Origin of the sequence: Pectobacterium artocarpous, from assembly GCF_046159765.1 — a bacterium.
In the GTDB taxonomy this organism is placed as follows: domain Bacteria; phylum Pseudomonadota; class Gammaproteobacteria; order Enterobacterales; family Enterobacteriaceae; genus Pectobacterium.
In genome coordinates, this window is the sequence record NZ_JBJXVK010000009.1 from 17,196 (window position 1) to 36,928 (window position 19,733).

A 19,733-nucleotide genomic window follows, 5' to 3' on the forward strand; every position below is an offset into this window, starting at 1 on the left:
TTTTATCAATATTCCAGTTTTTTTAAATCTGTACCTGCGTGTGACCTCAAGGAGAAATGAATGAAAAAGAATAATTATTCAGGAATGATCTCTGTATTGTTAATGCTGTTTATAGGGTTCATGGCGACGAATCTGGCTAAGGCGCAGCCGTTTGCTTATGGCGCAGATATTGGCTGGGTAAAACAATTGGAAGATCGGGGAGTCACCTGGCGTGACGATGCCGGAACTCAGCGTGATGTATTGCAGATATTGCGCGATCACGGCATAAATGCTGTGCGCTTACGTGTTTTTGTTAATCCCGATCCCAGCGCGTTATGGCATAAAGATAATACGACCTGGACGATGCTCGGCTATACGGATAAAACCCGCGTGGTAGAGGCCGCGCAGCGTGCCAAAGCGATGGGAATGCGCGTTATGGTGGATTTTCACTACAGCGATGTTTTCGCGGATCCTGGCCATCAAATCAAACCCGCAGCGTGGGCGAACTACAATCTTAGCCAATTAACGACGGCCGTTTATAACCACACGCATGAGGTGATGAGCGCATTGGTATCCGCAGGCGTGACGCCTGAATGGGTACAGGTTGGTAATGAAATGAACCCCGGCATTTTACTACCGGAAGGCAGTACCAGTCGGTTTGCCAATTTAACGCAGCTACTGAACGCGGGTTATGATGCGGTTAAAGCGGTCAGCTCTTCCTCTAAAGTCATTAGCCATCTGGCACATGGGGATAATAATTCAAACGCTCGCTGGTTTTTTGACAATTTCCTCACCACGCACGGTGGGAAAACCGATGTGATTGGCTTTTCTTTCTACCCTTATTGGGAGGGGAAAAACTATTGGGAGCTTACTGGATTACTGGCAAGTAATCTCAATGATATGGCGAGCCGGTATGGTAAGGAAGTCATGGTCGTTGAAGTCGGCGGTTTGGAAACCAACCCGACAGACAGTTACTGGACGATTAAAGATACGATTAATCTTGTTAAAGCGGTGCCGGAGAATAAAGGGATTGGCGTTTTTTATTGGGAACCTGCGGGTAATGCCAGTGTGTTGCCGGATGGCTACGCATTAGGTGCAACGACGCGAGTTTCAAACAATGTATTGCAATTTACCCGCGCATTGGACGCGTTTGCTGAATCGCAAATCAATTTTATCAACGGAACACGTTATAAGATCGCTAATCGGCATAGCGATAAATCGCTCAATGTCGTGGGCGGTTCGCATGAAGATAACGCATGGCTTGAACAATATAGTGATGATAACTGGGACAGTCAGCGTTTTTATTTTAACGCGATTGGTAATGGTTATTTTAATCTGGTGAATGTTAATAGTGGAAAGTACATCGATATTGCTTCCAGTGCCAATGAGGAGGGCGCGCAAATTATACAAATGTACAACACGGGCCATTTTAGCCAGCAATGGCTGATTTTGGATGCTGGCGATGGCTATTATAAAATCATGAATAGAAATAGTGGAAAGCTTTTGGATATCAGTAGTCGTTCGACAGAGAATGGTGCACTCGGTATTCAATGGCATGACAATGGAGGATGGAATCAGCTATGGAAAATAACCGCTAATTGATGCTCCCTGGCCGCGTAGATTGCGTGGCCGTTTTATTGGTAAAGGTAGGAAAAAGTAAGCCATTGAAAGGGGGATTATAAATTGGACACCGCTACATCGTGCTGAGAGTAAAACTTTCACGCCAGACCATCTCATAACCAACCTGTACGTGTTTCTTATAATAGCGTCCTGCCACTAGCTCTAAGAACAGATCGACGGCGGCTTCGCCCATCTCCGTAGGGTAGAGCCGCATTGTGGTCAAACTGGGATTGAGATGCTGTGCCGTAGGGATATCATTCATTCCGACCACTTTTATTTGTCTGGGAATAGCAATGCCTTTCTCTTGAACCGCGCGGTACACGCCAATCGCGATAATGTCTGTCGCTGCGAATACGACATCAGGCCATTCTTTTTGTTGCAGCAACTCATTCATCGCCTGATAGCCGGACTCGATACAGAATAACTGGCTGACTTTACACCGTGATTCGTGGTAGATGCCGTATTTTTGGGTTATCTCTTGAAATACATGCAGCCGGCTTTCGTTGTTTCCAATAAATGCCGGGCGTTGAGCGCCGCTATTAACAATATAATGTAATACTTCGCGTGCAGCCGCTTCCCGATCAAAAAGCACGGCATCACATTTTTTATCGAGAGGGGCAGAATCAATAAAGATCAGGTTTTTATTTAATGAATAGATTAAGGCGATATCGTTATCGCTAAAGTGGCCGACACAAATGATCGCCTGAGCCTGAGTTAAAGTATGACTATTGGATGATAAATTTGTGGTGAATAGATTGCGTAACGAAATATTAAAATGGTGGCAGCGGTTTTCAATGCCAATACGCATTGCGGTGAAATAAGGGTCGTTGAGTTCTTCTGAGGGGGTAAGAAAGTGGACGACGGCAAGATTTAATAAATTGTCATTATCCATTTTGAAATGGGACCGTACAACAAGCGAGTTATCTAACCTTTTTTTCTGCTGCTTACGTTGTGTGGGCGATAAATAGGCCAACTCATGGGCAATGCTCTTGATGAGTTGGCGCTTTTCTTTGGTTACGGACAGGCTGGGATCGTTATTAAGTACGCGAGAAACGGTTGAGGCTGCCACTCCGGCTTTTCGAGCGATATCGGTAATCGTTGCCACACAAAAGTTTCCATAATTTTACTGTGAGGCTGATAGTAGCTAATACCTAATTCATTTAACATCTTCATGAGCTAAAAATACGATTCAATACTCAGTTTTATCGTCGTGTCAGGAAGGAACTAACAGATACTGCCGACATAATGAAACCAATGAATGGTGTGGGATCGCAAACGGTGTATCTATTTGCGATCCTTGTTCACACCACATCGTGGTACGACTTTATTACACTGTTACTTCAGCAGCGCCTGCGCTTTTTCTACCACATTGTCCACGGTGAAGCCGAATTCTGCGAACAGCAGCTCAGCCGGGGCGGATTCGCCGAAGCTCGTCATGCCGATAATCGCGCCGTTCAGGCCGACGTACTTGTACCAGTAGTCCGCAATACCCGCTTCAATCGCCACCCGCGCCGATACCGCCTTCGGCAGCACCGCTTCACGGTAGGCCGCATCCTGCTTGTCGAACGCATCCGTAGACGGCATTGACACCACGCGCACCTTGCGGCCTGCGGCAGTCAGCTTGTCATACGCGCCAACCGCCAGCTCGACTTCAGAGCCGGTGGCAATCAGGATAAGCTCAGGCTGGCCGTCGCTGTCTTTCAGCACATAGCCGCCTTTCGCCACGTTTGCCAGTTGCTCCGCCGTGCGGGGCTGCTGCGCCAGATTCTGACGGGACAGGATTAACGACGTCGGGCCGTCCTGACGCTCAATGGCGTATTTCCACGCCACCGCCGTTTCCACCTGGTCTGCCGGACGCCAGTTGCTCATGTTCGGCGTCACGCGCAGGCTGGCCAGCTGTTCAACCGGCTGGTGCGTCGGGCCGTCTTCACCCAGACCGATGGAGTCGTGGGTGTAGACGTAGATACTGCGGATTTTCATCAGCGCGGCCATGCGTACCGCATTACGCGCGTATTCTACAAACATCAGGAAGGTCGCGGTGTACGGCACAAAGCCACCGTGCAGCGCAATCCCGTTGGCAATCGCTGTCATGCCGAATTCGCGCACGCCGTAGTGGATGTAGTTGCCTGCGTGGTCTTTATCCAGCGAGACCGAGCCGGACCAGATGGTCAGGTTGCTCGGTGCTAGGTCGGCAGAGCCGCCCAGGAATTCCGGCAGCAGTTTGCCGTAGGCTTCCAGTGCGTTCTGTGAGGCTTTGCGGCTGGCGATTTTTGCCGGATTGGCCTGCAACTCGTCGATAAATTTCTGTGCATCCGCCTGCCAGCTGGCAGGCAGCTCACCGGCAGTACGGCGTCTGAACTCGGCAGCCAGTTCCGGGTAGGCGCTGGCGTAGGCGGCAAACGCTTCGTTCCAGGCTGCTTCCTTGCGCTGACCGGCCGGTTTGGCATCCCAGGCGGCATAGATATCAGCCGGAATGTCGAACGGCGCGTGCGTCCAGCCCAACTGTTCGCGGGAGGCCGCCACTTCTGCCTCACCCAGCGGCGCGCCGTGGGAGTCGTGCGTACCCGCCTTGTTCGGTGAACCAAAGCCAATCACGGTTTTGCACATCAGCAGCGACGGTTTGTCAGTGACAAGCTGCGCTGCGCCAATGGCGCGTTTGATGGCGTCCGCATCGTGGCCGTCCACGCCGCGCACCACGTGCCAGCCGTAGGCTTCAAAGCGGGCAGCAGTATCATCGGTAAACCAGCCTTCAACGTGGCCGTCGATGGAGATGCCGTTGTCATCATAAAACGCGGTCAGCTTACCGAGCTTCATGGTGCCCGCCAGCGAGCAGACTTCGTGGGAAATCCCTTCCATCATGCAGCCGTCCCCCAGGAAGGCATAGGTGTGGTGGTCAACAATCTCGTGACCCGGCCGGTTGAACTGTGCCGCCAGCGTGCGCTCGGCAATCGCCATACCGACCGCGTTGGCAATCCCCTGACCCAGCGGGCCGGTGGTGGTTTCCACGCCAGCGGTGTAGCCGTATTCCGGGTGACCCGGAGTTTTGGAATGCAACTGACGGAAGTTTTTCAGTTCTTCAATCGGCAGGTCGTAGCCGGAGAGATGCAGCAGGCTGTAAATCAGCATGGACGCGTGGCCGTTGGACAGCACGAAGCGGTCGCGGTTGGCCCAGTTGGGGTTGGCGGGATTATGGTTGAGGTAATCGCGCCACAGGACTTCGGCGATATCGGCCATGCCCATCGGTGCGCCCGGGTGACCGGATTTGGCTTTCTGCACCCCATCCATGCTCAGCGCGCGGATAGCATTGGCAAGTTCTTTACGAGAGGACATGCTTGACTCCTGAAATTACAACTTGGCTGCCAGCAGCGCTTCCAGCTTTTGTTGATCGGCGGCGAACAGACGAATGCCTTCCGCCAGTTTATCGACGGCCATCGGGTCCTGATGGTGTTCCCAGCGGAACTCGGCTTCAGACAGCGGCGAAGGATGATGGAACCCTTCGGTTGATGGCGTCAGTTGACGTTCAACGGGCGCATTGCTGTTTTTTAGCTGTTCCAGCAGCGCAGGGGAAATCGTCAGGCGATCGCATCCCGCCAGCGCCAGAATCTGTTCCACTTTACGGAAACTGGCCCCCATGATCACCGTTTGGTAGCGGTGGCGTTTGTAATAGTCATAGATATTACGCACGGAGATCACGCCGGGATCGTTCTCGGCCTGATAGTCGCGGGTGGGTTGTTTTTCCTGATACCAGTCATAAATCCGACCTACAAACGGGGAGATCAGAAAGACACCCGCTTCGGCGCAGGCGCGTGCCTGAGCGAATGAGAACAACAGCGTCAGGTTGCAGTTGATCCCCTCTTTTTCCAGCTCTTCGGCGGCGCGAATGCCTTCCCAGGTGGCGGCGAGTTTAATCAGAATGCGTGAACGTGGAATGTCTTTTTCCTGATACATTCCGATCAGTTTGCGGGCTTTCGCCACACACATGCCGCGATCGAACGAGAGGCGGGCATCCACTTCGGTGGAGATGCGCCCCGGAATGCTTTTCAGCACTTCCGCACCGATATTTACCGCCAGTCGGTCGCTGGCGTTGATGAGCTGGGTCTCTTGGCTACCGCCTTGCTGATGCGCGTAGGCAATGGCGTCATCAAACAGCGGCTGATACTGCGGCAGCGTCGCAGCCTTCAGGATCAGCGACGGGTTGGTGGTGGCATCTTGCGGTGAAAATTGACGAATGGAGTCGATATCACCGCTATCGGCGACCACCACGGTAAATTGTTTAAGGGCGTCGAGTTGGTTCATGAGTGAGCTCCTTGGTATAGCAAAAAAGGAAATGAGCGGAATTGTGTCCGCCACGCCATGCCACACTGCACCATGAGTGGGCAGAATGACATGCGCTTTTTCTGATTACTGTCATTGGAAAAGACGTTGCGAAGAGGGACATATGCGGCGTGATTGTGCGAACGCCGCCGCCAGCGCTGCTTAACGGGCGCTTTCCTGATGCTCGTAATAGCCGATTTTTTCAACCTTCGATGTGGAGCCGCCGCCTTCAAATTCGGCATCCAGCCAGGCACCCACAATCTCTTTTGCCAGCTCGGGGCCAATGACTCGTGCGCCAAGCGCGATAATCTGCGCGTTGTTGCTTTTTCTGGCCCGCTGAGCGGAATAGGTGTCATGGCACTGTGCTGCACGTACGCCAGTCACCTTATTTGCCACAATGCTCATACCGATGCCAGTGCCACACAGCAGGATTCCGCGTTCGTGTGTTCCCGCTTTAATCGATACCGCGACCGCATGTGCGACGTCGGGGTAGATGGTGTTGTCCTGATTTTTGTCACTGCTAAAGTCGACCCAGGGAATAGAGAGCGAATCCAGATAACGGGTGAGAATATCGCGTAAACTCCAGGCGGCATCATCTGCGCCAATAGCGATTGGTTTCATGGTGATTGTCCTTACGTTTTATTAAAGCCATTAATATTTAAAAATAGCGATGTTTAAAAAAGTAACATTTAAAAATAGTGATAGTTAAAACGACTAATAGTTAAAAACCGTCAGTTATCAAAAGCGTCGTCTTTTCATGCCAGTGTTACGATGACTCTTCGAAGATCGTCATATTCCCCTGTGCTGATAAGACCGTGGGTACCGGCCCTATCAGGTGAAGAGTGCCGGGTAGTTCCGCGTTTTCTGCTCCATCAAATAACAGTGTGATATGTCCCAGTTCTTTCAGGTTTTGGCTTGCTACATCACCGACTGCACTAATTGAATACGTGATGCCGAATAATTCCATTTTCTGATGAACGGAAAGTGGCTGAATTAACGTTCCATCATGGTGAGTAATGCAATAATCTCGAATATCTTTAGGCGCGTTATCACTGAAAAGAATGAGGCGTTTCTCAGCCAGAAATAATGCTGCACTTTCTCCTACCGAGCTTATTGCTGCCTGCCAGATAATCCGCCTCATTTTTCTTTCCCTTACTTTTGCTTATCTGCTGGTGTATTGAGTGCATGGGATGGTTCAGCCTGTAGCGCATGACTTTCTTCGCCTGATGGAATAATGCCTTTTTTCTTCAGCCGATTATCAAACCAGGCGACGAGCACGGGCGCGGTGAGCATGGTAATAATGCTGGCTGTTGCCAACTGCGCCGTGGCGGAATCAACAAAGACCTGAAGGCTGGGATCCGCCTGTGCCACCATGGCTGGGGTGAGGGCCGAACTGGCCGCGGTGGTACCCAGCGCGGCACCCAGCGCTGTTTTTCGTTTCAGAAATAAGTTGTACAGGAAGTAGAAAACCAACCCGGTGAGGGCGGAAATGATGCCCAGAACAATGCCGGATAAACCTGCCGTAAAGACGGTGTGCATGCTGGAATTAGCACCGATAGCAAAGGACATGATAATAATGACCAACGGCTGAGATGCGGCACAGAGTTGCTTGAATTTCTCGTCAAGGTTGCCCCACAGCATGCCGATGAGTAGCGGGATAAGCATGGAAAGCAAGGCAGCAAACGGTATATTGGCTAAACCGCTGACACCGAGAACCACCATCGTGACGAAGGGGCCGTCTTTAATACAGAAAACGGAGATGGCACCCGCATCGCTGGCATCACCGTAGTTACTACATAACGCAATATACAGCGAGCTGTTTGAGCTGGTGATGCAGGCAATAAACGCCAGCGTTGAAATTCCGAAGAAACCAGCAGGCCCAAAAAAGGTGCCCATCAACCATACCGCCAGTGCGCCCGCACTGAATTTCAGCATCAGTAGAATGGTACCTTTATAGAGAGGGAGACCCGCCTGACGAATATTAATTGATGAGCCGCAGATGAGAAGGAATATTCCCATCATGGCGCTGGAACCTGCTTTAAATAATGCCGTTGTGGGGCCGCCTATTTGCAGGAGCGACGGCGTAAAGGTATTCATCAATATCGCCGCCAGCAGGGGGATAATGATCAGTCCGCCAGGGACTTTATTCATTTTTTCCAGAATATTTATATTTTTCATGGTGTTTCTCTCTTGTAGGGTAGAGCAACATCCAGGCCTGTTAATCAGACCGATGCAATACGTCGGATTTATTGCTTATATCGACTTTCTTTTTCTCTCTTTTTTACTGCGTTTTATTTATTGCAGCGTTTCCCGGTGAATATGATGAATAATGGTGTGGATAATATCCTCTGGTCCGGTCAGGCCGCCTTTCCCGACACAAACTAACCCTTCATACTCACCGCCAATAATTTTGACCAGATCGGTTTGAGGAATAACGTAATCCACCATTTCAATACCGTTAGCGCCGAGCTGTTTGAGCACGTTGACCATGGTATCGCCACCTGTCATATACAGCCCTTTAATCTCAGAGGCGGCGGCATCAAGCACCGTTTTGACGATATTTCCCAGACCCTGATTGATATTTTCCGCTGCCTGACCGTGCGCCAGCCCGAAGCGCTGTTCTTCTTCATTGAGATCGAGCAGACGGCCTGTTAATGCGGATTCAAATACGAAGATGGCATTGGCGTGAGTTTTCACGCATTCCAGCGCCTGCCTGACCACCCTTTCTACTTCGATATCCGCCGAATGTTCTTTATCAATCAGCAATTCGGCATCCACAGGAATGTGGCAAACGCGCGGGTCGGTTTCAATAAGTGCGGTAAGCTGCTTTTTGGTGACCGGCGTTGCGCTGCCTGCGACGACAATAATGGAACCCTGCTGTTGTTCCTGAGGAATGTGCGCCTTCTCTTTGCGTTCCTCGTCGCGGATCATTTCTCGGGTAAAGGCCAGACGCTCGGTGAAGGGGCCGGGGTCGACGGCCAGCACATTCCAGTTCAGCCTGGTGACCGCGCGAGCAATATTTTCCACATCGGCCAGTGAAATCGCATCGACGACAATCACGCGAGCGCCTTCCCGCTGCTGCTGAACCAGCGCATCGCTGATGGCGTGATAGCCCTTTAGCACGCAAGACAGGGGAACATGTTTCACCTGATGATGGGTTTGCTCACTAAGCAACCCTGGAACAAAGGTTTCTGTCACCGGCGTACGCACGTCTTTAGCCACATCAGTGCAAGAGAGGGCGACGGAATCAATGACCGAGTAGCCGCCGACTACAATACGGCGTGACTGTGGCATGGCTGGCACCACCACCGCGACGGTTTTCTGCGGCAGCACTTCCAGCATGGCATCAATTTCGTAGCCAATACCGCCACGTAGTGTGGTATCAACCCGCTTAGTGAAATATACCGCGCCGCGTTCCAGCAGAGCCTGAGTCGCATTCCTCACCCGGTTTTTCGCTTCAGCTTTAGGCAGAGGACGGCTATCGCTGCTGATCACCATGGCCTGCCAGTCTGACTCACAGTCGCTGAATGATGCAGTATCAAAAAAGGCCGCGGTCTTCATGCCGCTACGGGCCAGCAGAACGCCGATCGTGGTTGCGCCAGTGAGGTCGTCAGCGACGATGCCCAGTTTGTCCCCTTGCTTCCCCTCCGCCCGTAACCGAATACCGGCGGGTGTGACATCAGAAACGTAGATATCCTCTCGAATGTATTCGGCCAGCGGGCCGGTTTTCGCGGTCGGGTGAAGGTTTATCGTCGGGATCCCGCGTTTGGGATACAGACCGCAGCGCAGGGTGCCGCCGCAGTCGATGACCACTAAACCGATCTCCTGTTCATCCGGTTCTCCGTGTTTGAAGACATCCACCGATTCCCAGCCGGTGAGCTCCATTAACCGGTCGACCACGGTGGGACGAATCCCCCCGGTGATATAAGCAATTTTTTTCCCTGGTGTGACATTAACGAGCAGCGGCCCGCCCCAACCTTTGCCGCCCTTGATAATTTCCAAATAGCGCGTCATGGTGTGTTCTCCCCCGGTGGTCTGAAACCAGCATTAGGCTGTGTCCCGCGATAGATTAGTGCTTCATCTTCCAGTAACGCGCGGCAACCAGCGTCGATTCCAGCATGCTGACCGTGCCGGCTTTGCCTGTGCCTGCAATATCAAAAGCCGTGCCGTGGTCGACAGAGCTGCGCATAAATGGCAGGCCGAAAGTGATGGTGATGGAGCGCTCGAAGTCGAGCGTTTTGCAAGCGATATGCCCTTGATCGTGATAGAGCGACAAAATGGCGTCGTAATGCCCTTGTTTTCCGAGATGGAAAACAGAATCCGCCGGAATCGGGCCTATCGCGTTGATGCCCATTTCCTGAGCGGCTTTGACGGCAGGAATCAGGTTGTCTTTCTCTTCATGACCAAACAGGCCGTTATCCGAGGCGTGCGGGTTGAGTGCGGCGACGGCGATACGTGGATTGTTAATATTCAACGCGGTGAATTCATGATGAATTTGCTGCACGCAGGCGAGAACACTTTCTTTATTCGCATAGTCGCAGGCTGCTTTCAGCGCGATATGGCGGCTGACGAAAAACACCCGCAGTTTTTGCACATGAAACATCGTCAGGCCGTAGTCCGAACCGGTTTCCACCTGATAAATTTCCGTATGCCCTGGCAGTTTACAGCCCGCGAGTTTGATCGCTTCTTTATGGATCGGCGCGGTAGAGACCACATCAATGTCGCCAGCCATGCCCAGCTCAATGGATTTCATGACGTAATCAAGGGACATCTTCCCGGCCAGTTGCTGGACCTTACCCCATTCGATGCTATCGCAATCATATTCACCGGTTTCCAGAACATCTAACGTACCCCAGGTGAATTTGGCTTCGGCAGGAGAAGTGATGACATTGATCGAAAAATCACAGTGTTTGATGGCCATCGCGCGGCGGATGATGGGAACGGAGCCAATGAGGAAAGGATGACACTCTTCATACACCTCTTTATCCATCATGGTCGCTACCGAGATCTCAGGGCCAATCCCTGCGGGATCGCCGATGGTCAGAGCAACAACGGGTTTTTTTGTGGTCGACATAACTTCCCCTTTTTATCATAAACCGACGTGGTTTTTGTTCATATGTTCATATGTTGAACTTTTGTTTTATGGGATTTTACGTTTTAATTGAGAAATAGCTTTGAATTCGATCACATTAACCACAATTGATTTCTTTTTTATGCATTTTAGTGATCAAACATTTGTTTGTAGGTTGAATATAAGTTTGTTGGGTGGTCTTTTGTTACGATAGAACGAAAGCCCCCTGTGTAAGCGATGGAGATGAGATGAAAAAAGTGATGATAGGGACGAGCTGGAAAATGAATAAGACCCGGCAGGACGCGGTGGACTACTGCGCGGTGTTATCCAGACAACTCAACGATGCGGCTGGTGCAGGCATTCAGCCTTTTGTCATTCCCCCTTTTACGCTGATCAGGGAAGTGACCGACTACCTGTCTGCACACCAGGTGAATTGCCTGACAGGAGCGCAGAACATGCACTATGCTGACAACGGCGCGTGGACGGGGGAGGTTTCTCCGCTGATGGTCAGTGATTGCGGCGCGTCGCTTGTCGAGCTGGGGCATTCTGAGCGTCGGCAGCACTTTGCGGAAAACGATGCGGATATTCAGAAAAAAGTGCAGGCCGCGCTGCGTTATCAACTGCGTCCGCTGGTTTGCGTGGGCGACAGTGCGCAAGAGAAAGCGTGGGGCGTTTCGAAAGAAACCGTCATTCGACAAATGAAAATTGCGTTTGCGGGGTTACACGCAGAGCAGGCGGAAAAGGTCATCATTGCGTATGAACCTGTCTGGGCCATCGGCGAAGGGGGAACGCCAGCCACCGCACAGGAAGCGCAAGCGATTCACGCTGCTCTGCGTCAGGCGCTGGTTGCCCTTTATGACGAAAACATTGCCTCTCGCATGACGTTTCTGTACGGCGGCAGTGTGAATCCGCATAATACGAGCGAACTTATTCAATGCGCCGATATTGACGGGTTATTTATTGGCAGGTCTGCATGGGATGCGGAGCATTTTTGCCAACTGGTGCGCAGTGTTTCAGCATTGTTGCATGCACAGGGTGAGCGATTGACCCGAAGCGAAATCAAAATGGGTTAAGCCATGAGTGAATTTGATTCAGACAGTGAACTACTAACGGAAATAGCCGTCGCGTATTATGAAAATCAACAAACTCAGGAAGAGATTGCCAGCCGTTTTGGCATTTCGCGTATTAAGGTTGGGCGTTTGTTGAAGCGGGCGCGGGCGGAAGGGATTGTTGAAATCAATGTCCGCTATCACCCGGTCTTTAGCTCTCAGCTCGAACAACAGTTTATTAAGAGCTTTGGCATCAAACGTGCGCTGATTGCGATCGATCACCATGATGAGGATGAACAGCGCCAGCAGGTGGCGTCGCTGGTGTCCACTTACTTATCCAGCATTTTGAAAAACGGTATGTCCGTGGCGGTCGGGCAGGGGCGCAACGTGGCGGCTGTCGCCAGTCACGTGGGCGTGTTTCCAGAACGACACTGCAAGTTTATCTGTGGCATCGGCGGCACGCAGCGCGACGGGGAACTGATTGATGCTGACCATATCAGCCGTCATCTGGCGCGGAAATTTAATGCCACGAGTGAAACGCTGTACGCGCCCGCTTATGTCGAAAATCCGGCACTGAAATCTTCCTTCATGCAAAATCGTTTGATCAATGAAACACTTGAACGTGCAAGCAAGGCGGATATTGCGCTGGTGGGATTGGGTGACATGAACGAAAACAGTTTCATGGTTCAGCTCGGCTGGTTTACCTCACAGGAGATCATCACGGCGCGTCAGGATGAAGGGGTGGTCGGGGATATCGCCGGCTATGCCTTTCTGGATATTCAGGGGCGGGCTGTGGATACGGTGATGAACGATAGGGTCATTGGGCTGAGTCTCGATCAGTTACGCAAAATCCCTTATGTCATTGCGATCGCTTCTGAAAACACCAAAGCAACGGCGATTCTGGCTGCGCTGCGCTCTGGTATTGTGGATGTGATCGCCACCAGCGCCAGCAATGCCCGCACGGTGTTGAGCTTGATCTCTGCCAAACACTAGTTTTGCCCTATCTTCTCTCGTCATCCATCTGTTTCATCGACCCTCTGCTTTATCGCGTGGTGCGTCTGCACCGCGCGATTTCGCTCAATCGTTTATCCGGCTATTGAACGAAAAACCGTCAAATAAAATAACTATATTAACCAGCATTCCCCCTCAGTTTTTGCCATCCTCGGTGGTTTAGCCATTGGCAAACACTATACTGGGTACTCTTTACCCTACAGACACAACAAAACCGAAAAGGTACATAAAATGGATGAACAGCTAAAGCAAAGCGCTCTTGATTTCCACCAGTATCCGATCCCCGGAAAAATTCAGGTTTCCCCGACGAAACCGCTAGCGACGCAGCGCGATCTGGCGCTGGCGTATTCTCCTGGTGTCGCGGCACCCTGTCTGGAAATCGCGGAAGATCCGCTGGCTGCCTACAAATACACCGCGCGCGGCAATCTGGTCGCCGTGATCTCTAACGGGACGGCCGTTCTCGGCCTCGGCAATATCGGCGCACTGGCCGGTAAGCCAGTGATGGAAGGTAAAGGCGTTCTATTCAAAAAATTCTCCGGCATTGATGTTTTCGATATCGAAGTCGACGAGCTGGATCCGGACAAGCTGATCGACGTAATCGCCGCGCTGGAGCCGACGTTCGGCGGTATCAATTTGGAAGACATCAAAGCACCGGAGTGCTTTTACATCGAGAAGAAGCTGCGTGAGCGCATGAAGATTCCCGTCTTCCACGACGATCAGCACGGCACGGCGATCATCTGTACTGCCGCTGTTCTGAACGGCTTGCGCGTAGTAGAAAAAAATATTTCTGACGTGCGTCTGGTGGTGTCCGGTGCAGGTGCGGCGTCTATCGCCTGTCTGAACCTGCTAGTAGCGCTGGGTCTTCAGAAGCACAACATCGTCGTATGTGATTCGCGTGGTGTGATTTATCACGGCCGTGATGAAAACATGGAAGAAACCAAAGCGGCGTATGCGGTGGAAGATAACGGCGCGCGCAAACTGGCCGATGTTATCCCTAATGCGGATATCTTCCTCGGCTGCTCCGGCCCTGGCGTACTGACACCGGATATGGTGAAAACCATGGCGCCGCGTCCGCTGATCATGGCATTGGCAAACCCTGAACCGGAAATTCTGCCGCCGCTGGCGAAAGAAGTGCGCCCGGATGCGATTATCTGTACCGGTCGTTCCGACTATCCGAATCAGGTGAACAACGTACTGTGCTTCCCGTTCATCTTCCGCGGCGCGCTGGATGTGGGCGCGACCACGATTAACGAAGAGATGAAGCTGGCCTGCGTGAACGCGATTGCCGATCTGGCGTTGGCGGAGCAGAGCGAAGTGGTGGCATCGGCCTACGGCGATCAGGATCTGTCATTTGGGCCGGATTATTTGATTCCAAAACCGTTCGATCCACGTTTGATCATCAAGATCGCCCCCGCAGTAGCGAAGGCGGCGATGGATTCCGGCGTGGCGACGCGCCCGATCGAAGATTTCGATGCTTACATCGAAAAACTGACTCAGTTCGTCTATAAAACCAACCTGTTCATGAAGCCGATCTTCGCACAGGCGCGTCAGCAGCCGAAGCGTGTGGTATTCGCGGAAGGTGAAGATGCGCGCGTGCTGCATGCTACGCAGGAGTTGGTCACGCTGGGGCTGGCGTTCCCGATTCTGATCGGTCGTCCAAGTGTCATCGAAATGCGTTTACAAAAACTGGGTCTGCAACTGACCATCGGTAAAGATTTCGAAGTGGTCAACAACGAATCGGATCCGCGCTTCAAAGCATACTGGAGCGAGTATTTCGAGCTGATGAAACGCCGTGGCGTGTCACAGGAAAAAGCGCAGCGCGCGGTGATCGGCAATCCAACGCTGATCGGAGCCATCATGGTACACCGTGGCGAAGCGGACGCGCTGATTTGTGGCACGATTGGCACGTATGAAGAGCACTTCGACGTGGTTGAAAAAGTGTTCGGCTACCGCGAAGGTGTGCAGGCGGCGGGCGCGATGAACGCGCTGATGCTGCCGAGCGGCAATACCTTCATTGCCGACACCTACGTCAATGCCGATCCGACGCCGGAACAACTGGCGGAAATCACCCTGATGGCGGCAGAAAGCGTACGTCGTTTCGGTATCGAACCGAAAGTCGCGCTGTTGTCGCACTCCAGCTTCGGCACCTCAGATTCGCCGACGGCGCAGAAGATGCGGGCAACGCTGGCACTGGTCAACAAACTGGCACCGGAACTGGAGATCGATGGTGAAATGCACGGCGATGCCGCGCTGGTGGAAGCGATCCGCCGCGAGCAAATGCCGGACAGTCCGCTGAAAGGCTCGGCTAACATCCTGATCATGCCGAACATGGAGTCTGCGCGTATCAGCTATAACCTGCTGCGCGTGTCTTCTTCTGAAGGTGTAACCGTTGGGCCGGTATTGATGGGGATCTCAAAGCCCGTACATATCCTGACGCCGATTGCCTCGGTACGCCGGATCGTGAACATGGTGGCGCTGGCGGTAGTAGAAGCCCAAACTCAGCCGCTGTAAGGCATGTTCAGTCATACAGACAAACCCAGTCGATACATGGCTGGGTTTTTTTATTCTCTGAGCTTATCGACTATATAGTCATAGTCGCTTAAAAACATAGAACCGATAAAGCAAAACGCAAAGGCGGGGAACGCGATATTTTCTGGGAGTAAATAGGTGACCATGAGAAGAGAGATAATCCAGAGGATAAACGTCAGTATCATGGAGAGAATATCGAATAAAACAGATTTCACCGCCTTTAGCATAACGTCATCATCCTTAAATCACTTTTCCTTTTAATCGCTTACAACCTATTACTTGCTGACAACATAGCACGTCGTTTTTAGCAGAACATGGTTTTTTCCATACCGTGGCATAAGTTAAATCAATGGAATAATTTTCGTTTTATGCCATGATCCTGCCTTGTCTGTAGGGGCCCTCCCCAGACTCGATGAAAAATCCAACGAGCGACTATCGGTTATGGCAACACGCGCAGTGAACGAAAATACAGTAGCAAAAAGCGGTACAGAAAAGCGTCTTCCTTCGCTGTTTGGCGGGTCGATGATTATTGCAGGAACGATTATCGGTGCCGGGATGTTTTCCCTGCCGGTGGTGATGTCGGGCGCCTGGTTTTTCTGGTCATTTTCCGTGTTGGTATTGACCTGGTTTTGCATGTATCACTCGGGGTTAATGATACTGGAAGCCAACCTTAATTATCCGACTGGCTCCAGCTTCGATACGTTGACCAACGATCTTCTGGGCAAGCACTGGAATATTGTTAACGGCATTTCGATTGCTTTTGTCCTCTATATCCTGACTTACGCCTACATTTCAGCGAGTGGTTCAATCATCCGCCACACGCTTGCGGAGATGTCGATCGACTTCTCCGCCCGAATCGGCGGTTTCCTATTTGCGCTGTTTGTCGCGTTGACGGTGTGGTGGAGTACGGCGGCGGTAAGCCGCATGACCGCTTTTTTCCTGGCCGCGAAAGTACTCACTTTTTTCATGACGTTCGGCAGTTTGCTGTGGAACGTTAAGCCGGTTGTTTTACTTAATGTTGCCGAAGAAGCGCCCAGCTATCTGCCGTATGTGCTGATGACGTTACCCTTTTGTCTTGCCTCTTTCGGCTTTCATGGCAACGTTCCCAGTCTGGTGAAGCACTATGGCCGTGAACCGCAAATCATCAAGCGCTGTTTGTTTATTGGCAGCGTGCTGGCGTTGGTGATGTATGCCATCTGGCTGATTGGCACGATGGGGAATATCGCTCGCCCTGACTTTATCGGGATTGCCGAGCGGGGCGGGAATATTGATGTGCTGGTGCAGGCGTTGGGTGGGGTGTTGAACAGCCCTTATCTGGACGTGTTGCTCACCGTCTTTTCCAACTTTGCCGTTGCCTGCTCGTTTCTCGGCGTAACGCTGGGACTGTTTGATTATCTGGCGGATTTGCTGAAGTTTGACGATAGCCGAATGGGAAGAGCGAAAACGGCGCTAGCGACTTTTCTTCCGCCTGTTATCGGCAGCCTGTTGTATCCGAACGGCTTTATTTATGCGATTGGTTTTGCCGGGCTGGCGGCGACGGTATGGGCGGTGATTACGCCTGCGTTGTTGGCTCGCGCGTCGCGCGCCCGTTTCGGCAGCCCGCTGTTCCGCGTGCGCGGCGGCAATACGATGATTGCACTGGTGTTGCTATTTGGCGTCGGCACCGCGCTGATACATATTCTTTCCAGCCTCGACCTGCTGCCAGTTTATCGCTAAGTATGCATCGCCATCCCGCCTTGCCTGCTAAAGCAGACGAGGCGAGAGAATTAATGTTGGTTGCCTGAGCCTGTTTTTAGGAGAAGCACGAGGATGAGGTTCCTGTAAGGACACCTCGCCCCCGTGATCGCTCCGTGTATCTCGATCTTGTAACGATCGGTAGTCTACGTAAGGGTAATCAGACAGAGCGTTAGGGCTTTTTCGCCTGCTGTAACCACTTATCCAGTTCATTAGCAAACTGCTGACGATCCCGCTGGCTTAATGCGCTGGGGCCGCCGGTTTGTATCCCGCTGGCGCGCATGGTGTCCATAAAGTCCCGCATGTTCAGCCGTTCCCGAATGGTATCCGGCGTATAGCGCTCGCCGCGCGGGTTCAACGCGGCGCCGCCTTTTTCTATCACTTCTGCTGCCAGCGGAATATCGGCGGTAATCACCAAATCACCGGCCTCCGTGCGGCGTACAATTTCATTATCGGCGACATCAAAACCCGATGAGACGCGCAGTGTGCGGATAAAACGCGACGGCGGCACTTTTATGGTCTGGTTAGCTACCAGCGTGACCTGTGTTTGCGTGCGATCCGCCGCGCGAAATAGCACTTCTTTGATGACGTTCGGGCAGGCGTCGGCATCAACCCAAATCTGCATGATTTATGCTTCCTTGTTTTGCGTGTGACTTTCTGCCAGCCAGTCTCTGGCCGGTAAAAAATCTTGATATAGTAGAGCTTCCGGGCTACCCGGTTCTGGCTGGTGCTGATATTCCCAGCGTACCAGCGGTGGCATGGACATCAAGATTGACTCGGTGCGTCCGCCACTTTGCAGCCCAAACAGCGTACCGCGATCCCAAATCAGGTTGAACTCCACATAGCGACCGCGGCGATAGAGCTGGAATTCGCGCTCGCGTTCTCCCCAAGGCAGTTCTTTGCGCCGTTCAACGATGGGCAGATAGCCATTGAGGAAGCCGTTACCGACAGCTTGGATGAAGGCAAAACAGGTAGCAAAATCAGGCGTGTTGAGATCGTCGAAAAAGAGCCCGCCGATACCGCGTGCTTCGTTACGGTGCTTCAGGAAGAAGTAATCGTCGCACCACTTTTTATAGCGCGGGTATACCCCGTCACCGAACGGCTGGCACAGGTCGTGAGCGGTCTGGTGCCAGTGCACCGCGTCCTCTTTGAAACCATAATAAGGGGTGAGATCGAACCCGCCGCCAAACCACCACACCGGCTCTTCTCCCGGTTTTTCGGCGATGAACAGGCGCACATTGGCGTGACTGGTAGGAATGTACGGGCTTAGCGGGTGAATCACCAGCGACACGCCCATCGCCTGAAAACTCCGGCCAGCCAGATCGGGGCGATGGGTGCTGGCAGAAGGCGGCAGAGATTTACCCGTGATATGAGAAAAGTTTACGCCAGCGCGTTCAAAGACGCGCCCGCCGGACAACACGCGGCTACATCCGCCGCCGCCTTCGGCACGCTGCCATTCATCCTTGGCGAAGTCAGCTTCACCATCGATCGCTGCAAGCTGCTTACAGATATCTTTCTGTAAGCTAAGCAAAAAATGTTTTACCGCATTGACGTCAGACATAGTGGGCGTCTCGTTTCTCTGGCGATGAGGGCACAATAATAAAGGCGGCAGTATACCACCAATAAAATCGATCCCCGGTCACCTGTTGTGTGATTCCTGATGGCGGCGCGCAATTTGAGATTGCGTCTGATAAAAATCACGCGATAATCACGATTTACCTTATTGCAAAATGGCGACTGTGATGGAAATCCGCATATTCAGGCAGGATGACTTTGAAGTCGTGATCACCCTCTGGGAGCGCTGTGACTTGCTGCGCCCGTGGAACGATCCTGAAATGGACATCGAACGTAAGCTTAATCACGATCCCGATCTGTTTCTGGTCGCAGAGGTGAACGGCGAAATCGTGGGATCGGTAATGGGCGGTTACGACGGTCACCGTGGCTCGGCGTACTACCTGGGTGTACACCCTGATTTTCGCGGACGCGGCATTGCGAATGCATTGATTAGCCGGCTGGAGAAAAAACTCATTGCCCGAGGCTGTCCGAAGATTCACCTGATGGTACGTGAGGACAATGATGCCGTGATCGGCATGTATGAAAAACTCGACTACGAGATCGTTGACTGCATCACGTTGGGAAAACGCCTGATTGAAGATCGGGAATATTGATTGTTATCTCACAGATGCTAAACCGCTATACCCGTGCAGTATCTCCCCTCCATTCCCCTTTCAAGTAAAAAGTGCGCCTCGTTAGCGCACATTTTTCATTAATTATCAAATGTTTACTAATTTATGTAATGATATTGCTGGCAATTTGTGAGACTTTATAGGTAATAGTTTTCATTTGTAAAATGATTATCATTTGTATTATTATTTATTAATATTGTCCGATCGGTCTTGACATGTTTTTTCGTGTGCCGATCTTGC

At 51.9% G+C, this 19,733-nt stretch carries 16 protein-coding genes; 6 read left to right on the forward strand and 10 right to left on the reverse strand.

Going from position 1 to position 19,733, the window contains the following annotated elements; translation table 11 throughout:
* Positions 1-60 precede the first annotated feature (60 nt).
* The gene (locus ACKQAD_RS07645) at positions 61-1,581 is read left to right on the forward strand and encodes a glycosyl hydrolase 53 family protein (RefSeq protein ID WP_409159603.1); all 1,521 of its coding nucleotides are present in this window, start codon (positions 61-63) and stop codon (positions 1,579-1,581) included.
* Between the two features lie 91 nt (positions 1,582-1,672).
* Here ACKQAD_RS07645 and ACKQAD_RS07650 read toward each other — a convergent pair whose 3' ends face one another.
* From ACKQAD_RS07650 to pdxA, 8 genes are all read right to left on the reverse strand, one after another.
* Positions 1,673-2,704, reverse strand: a complete 1,032-nt coding sequence (locus ACKQAD_RS07650) for a LacI family DNA-binding transcriptional regulator (RefSeq protein ID WP_409159604.1) — start codon at positions 2,702-2,704, stop codon at positions 1,673-1,675.
* A gap of 230 nt (positions 2,705-2,934) precedes the next feature.
* A complete protein-coding gene (tkt, locus tag ACKQAD_RS07655) occupies positions 2,935-4,929 on the reverse strand; it encodes a transketolase (RefSeq protein WP_409159605.1) in 1,995 nt (664 codons plus the stop codon).
* Positions 4,930-4,944: 15 nt separating this feature from the next.
* Positions 4,945-5,895: a transaldolase gene (tal, locus tag ACKQAD_RS07660; protein ID WP_409159606.1), complete on the reverse strand. Its 951-nt coding sequence runs from the start codon at positions 5,893-5,895 to the stop codon at positions 4,945-4,947.
* A 180-nt stretch (positions 5,896-6,075) separates the two neighbouring features.
* Positions 6,076-6,534, reverse strand: coding sequence for an RpiB/LacA/LacB family sugar-phosphate isomerase (locus ACKQAD_RS07665; protein ID WP_409159607.1), 459 nt, complete (start codon positions 6,532-6,534; stop codon positions 6,076-6,078).
* Positions 6,535-6,679: 145 nt separating this feature from the next.
* On the reverse strand, positions 6,680-7,054 hold the full coding sequence (locus ACKQAD_RS07670) for a PTS glucitol/sorbitol transporter subunit IIA (RefSeq protein WP_409159608.1): 375 nt from the start codon (positions 7,052-7,054) through the stop codon (positions 6,680-6,682).
* A gap of 11 nt (positions 7,055-7,065) precedes the next feature.
* Entirely contained in the window at positions 7,066-8,091 is a 1,026-nt protein-coding gene (locus ACKQAD_RS07675) for a 2-keto-3-deoxygluconate permease (RefSeq protein ID WP_409159609.1), read from the reverse strand.
* Between the two features lie 117 nt (positions 8,092-8,208).
* Complete coding sequence (locus ACKQAD_RS07680) at positions 8,209-9,927, reverse strand: four-carbon acid sugar kinase family protein (RefSeq protein ID WP_409159610.1); 1,719 nt, start codon at positions 9,925-9,927, stop codon at positions 8,209-8,211.
* A gap of 55 nt (positions 9,928-9,982) precedes the next feature.
* Complete coding sequence (pdxA, locus tag ACKQAD_RS07685; RefSeq protein ID WP_409159611.1) at positions 9,983-10,987, reverse strand: 4-hydroxythreonine-4-phosphate dehydrogenase PdxA; 1,005 nt, start codon at positions 10,985-10,987, stop codon at positions 9,983-9,985.
* A 245-nt stretch (positions 10,988-11,232) separates the two neighbouring features.
* On the opposite strand from pdxA, the gene ACKQAD_RS07690 reads away from it, so the two are divergent.
* The 4 genes from ACKQAD_RS07690 to mtr all read left to right on the forward strand — a co-directional run bounded on the left by ACKQAD_RS07690 (position 11,233) and on the right by mtr (position 17,289).
* A complete protein-coding gene (locus tag ACKQAD_RS07690; RefSeq protein ID WP_409159613.1) occupies positions 11,233-12,057 on the forward strand; it encodes a triose-phosphate isomerase in 825 nt (274 codons plus the stop codon).
* Between the two features lie 3 nt (positions 12,058-12,060).
* Positions 12,061-13,026: a sugar-binding transcriptional regulator gene (locus ACKQAD_RS07695; protein ID WP_409159614.1), complete on the forward strand. Its 966-nt coding sequence runs from the start codon at positions 12,061-12,063 to the stop codon at positions 13,024-13,026.
* A 249-nt stretch (positions 13,027-13,275) separates the two neighbouring features.
* On the forward strand, positions 13,276-15,555 hold the full coding sequence (gene maeB, locus ACKQAD_RS07700; protein ID WP_409159615.1) for an NADP-dependent oxaloacetate-decarboxylating malate dehydrogenase: 2,280 nt from the start codon (positions 13,276-13,278) through the stop codon (positions 15,553-15,555).
* Positions 15,556-16,014: 459 nt separating this feature from the next.
* The gene (mtr, locus tag ACKQAD_RS07705) at positions 16,015-17,289 is read left to right on the forward strand and encodes a tryptophan permease (RefSeq protein ID WP_409159616.1); all 1,275 of its coding nucleotides are present in this window, start codon (positions 16,015-16,017) and stop codon (positions 17,287-17,289) included.
* Positions 17,290-17,479: 190 nt separating this feature from the next.
* On the opposite strand, the gene ACKQAD_RS07710 is transcribed toward mtr, so the two are convergent.
* Together ACKQAD_RS07710 and hemF are read right to left on the reverse strand one after the other, a co-directional pair.
* Entirely contained in the window at positions 17,480-17,932 is a 453-nt protein-coding gene (locus tag ACKQAD_RS07710; RefSeq protein WP_180743372.1) for a YaiI/YqxD family protein, read from the reverse strand.
* A 3-nt stretch (positions 17,933-17,935) separates the two neighbouring features.
* Entirely contained in the window at positions 17,936-18,868 is a 933-nt protein-coding gene (hemF, locus tag ACKQAD_RS07715) for an oxygen-dependent coproporphyrinogen oxidase (protein WP_409159617.1), read from the reverse strand.
* Positions 18,869-19,049: 181 nt separating this feature from the next.
* On the opposite strand from hemF, the gene ACKQAD_RS07720 reads away from it, so the two are divergent.
* On the forward strand, positions 19,050-19,475 hold the full coding sequence (locus ACKQAD_RS07720; protein WP_409159618.1) for a GNAT family acetyltransferase: 426 nt from the start codon (positions 19,050-19,052) through the stop codon (positions 19,473-19,475).
* Positions 19,476-19,733: the final 258 nt, after the last annotated feature.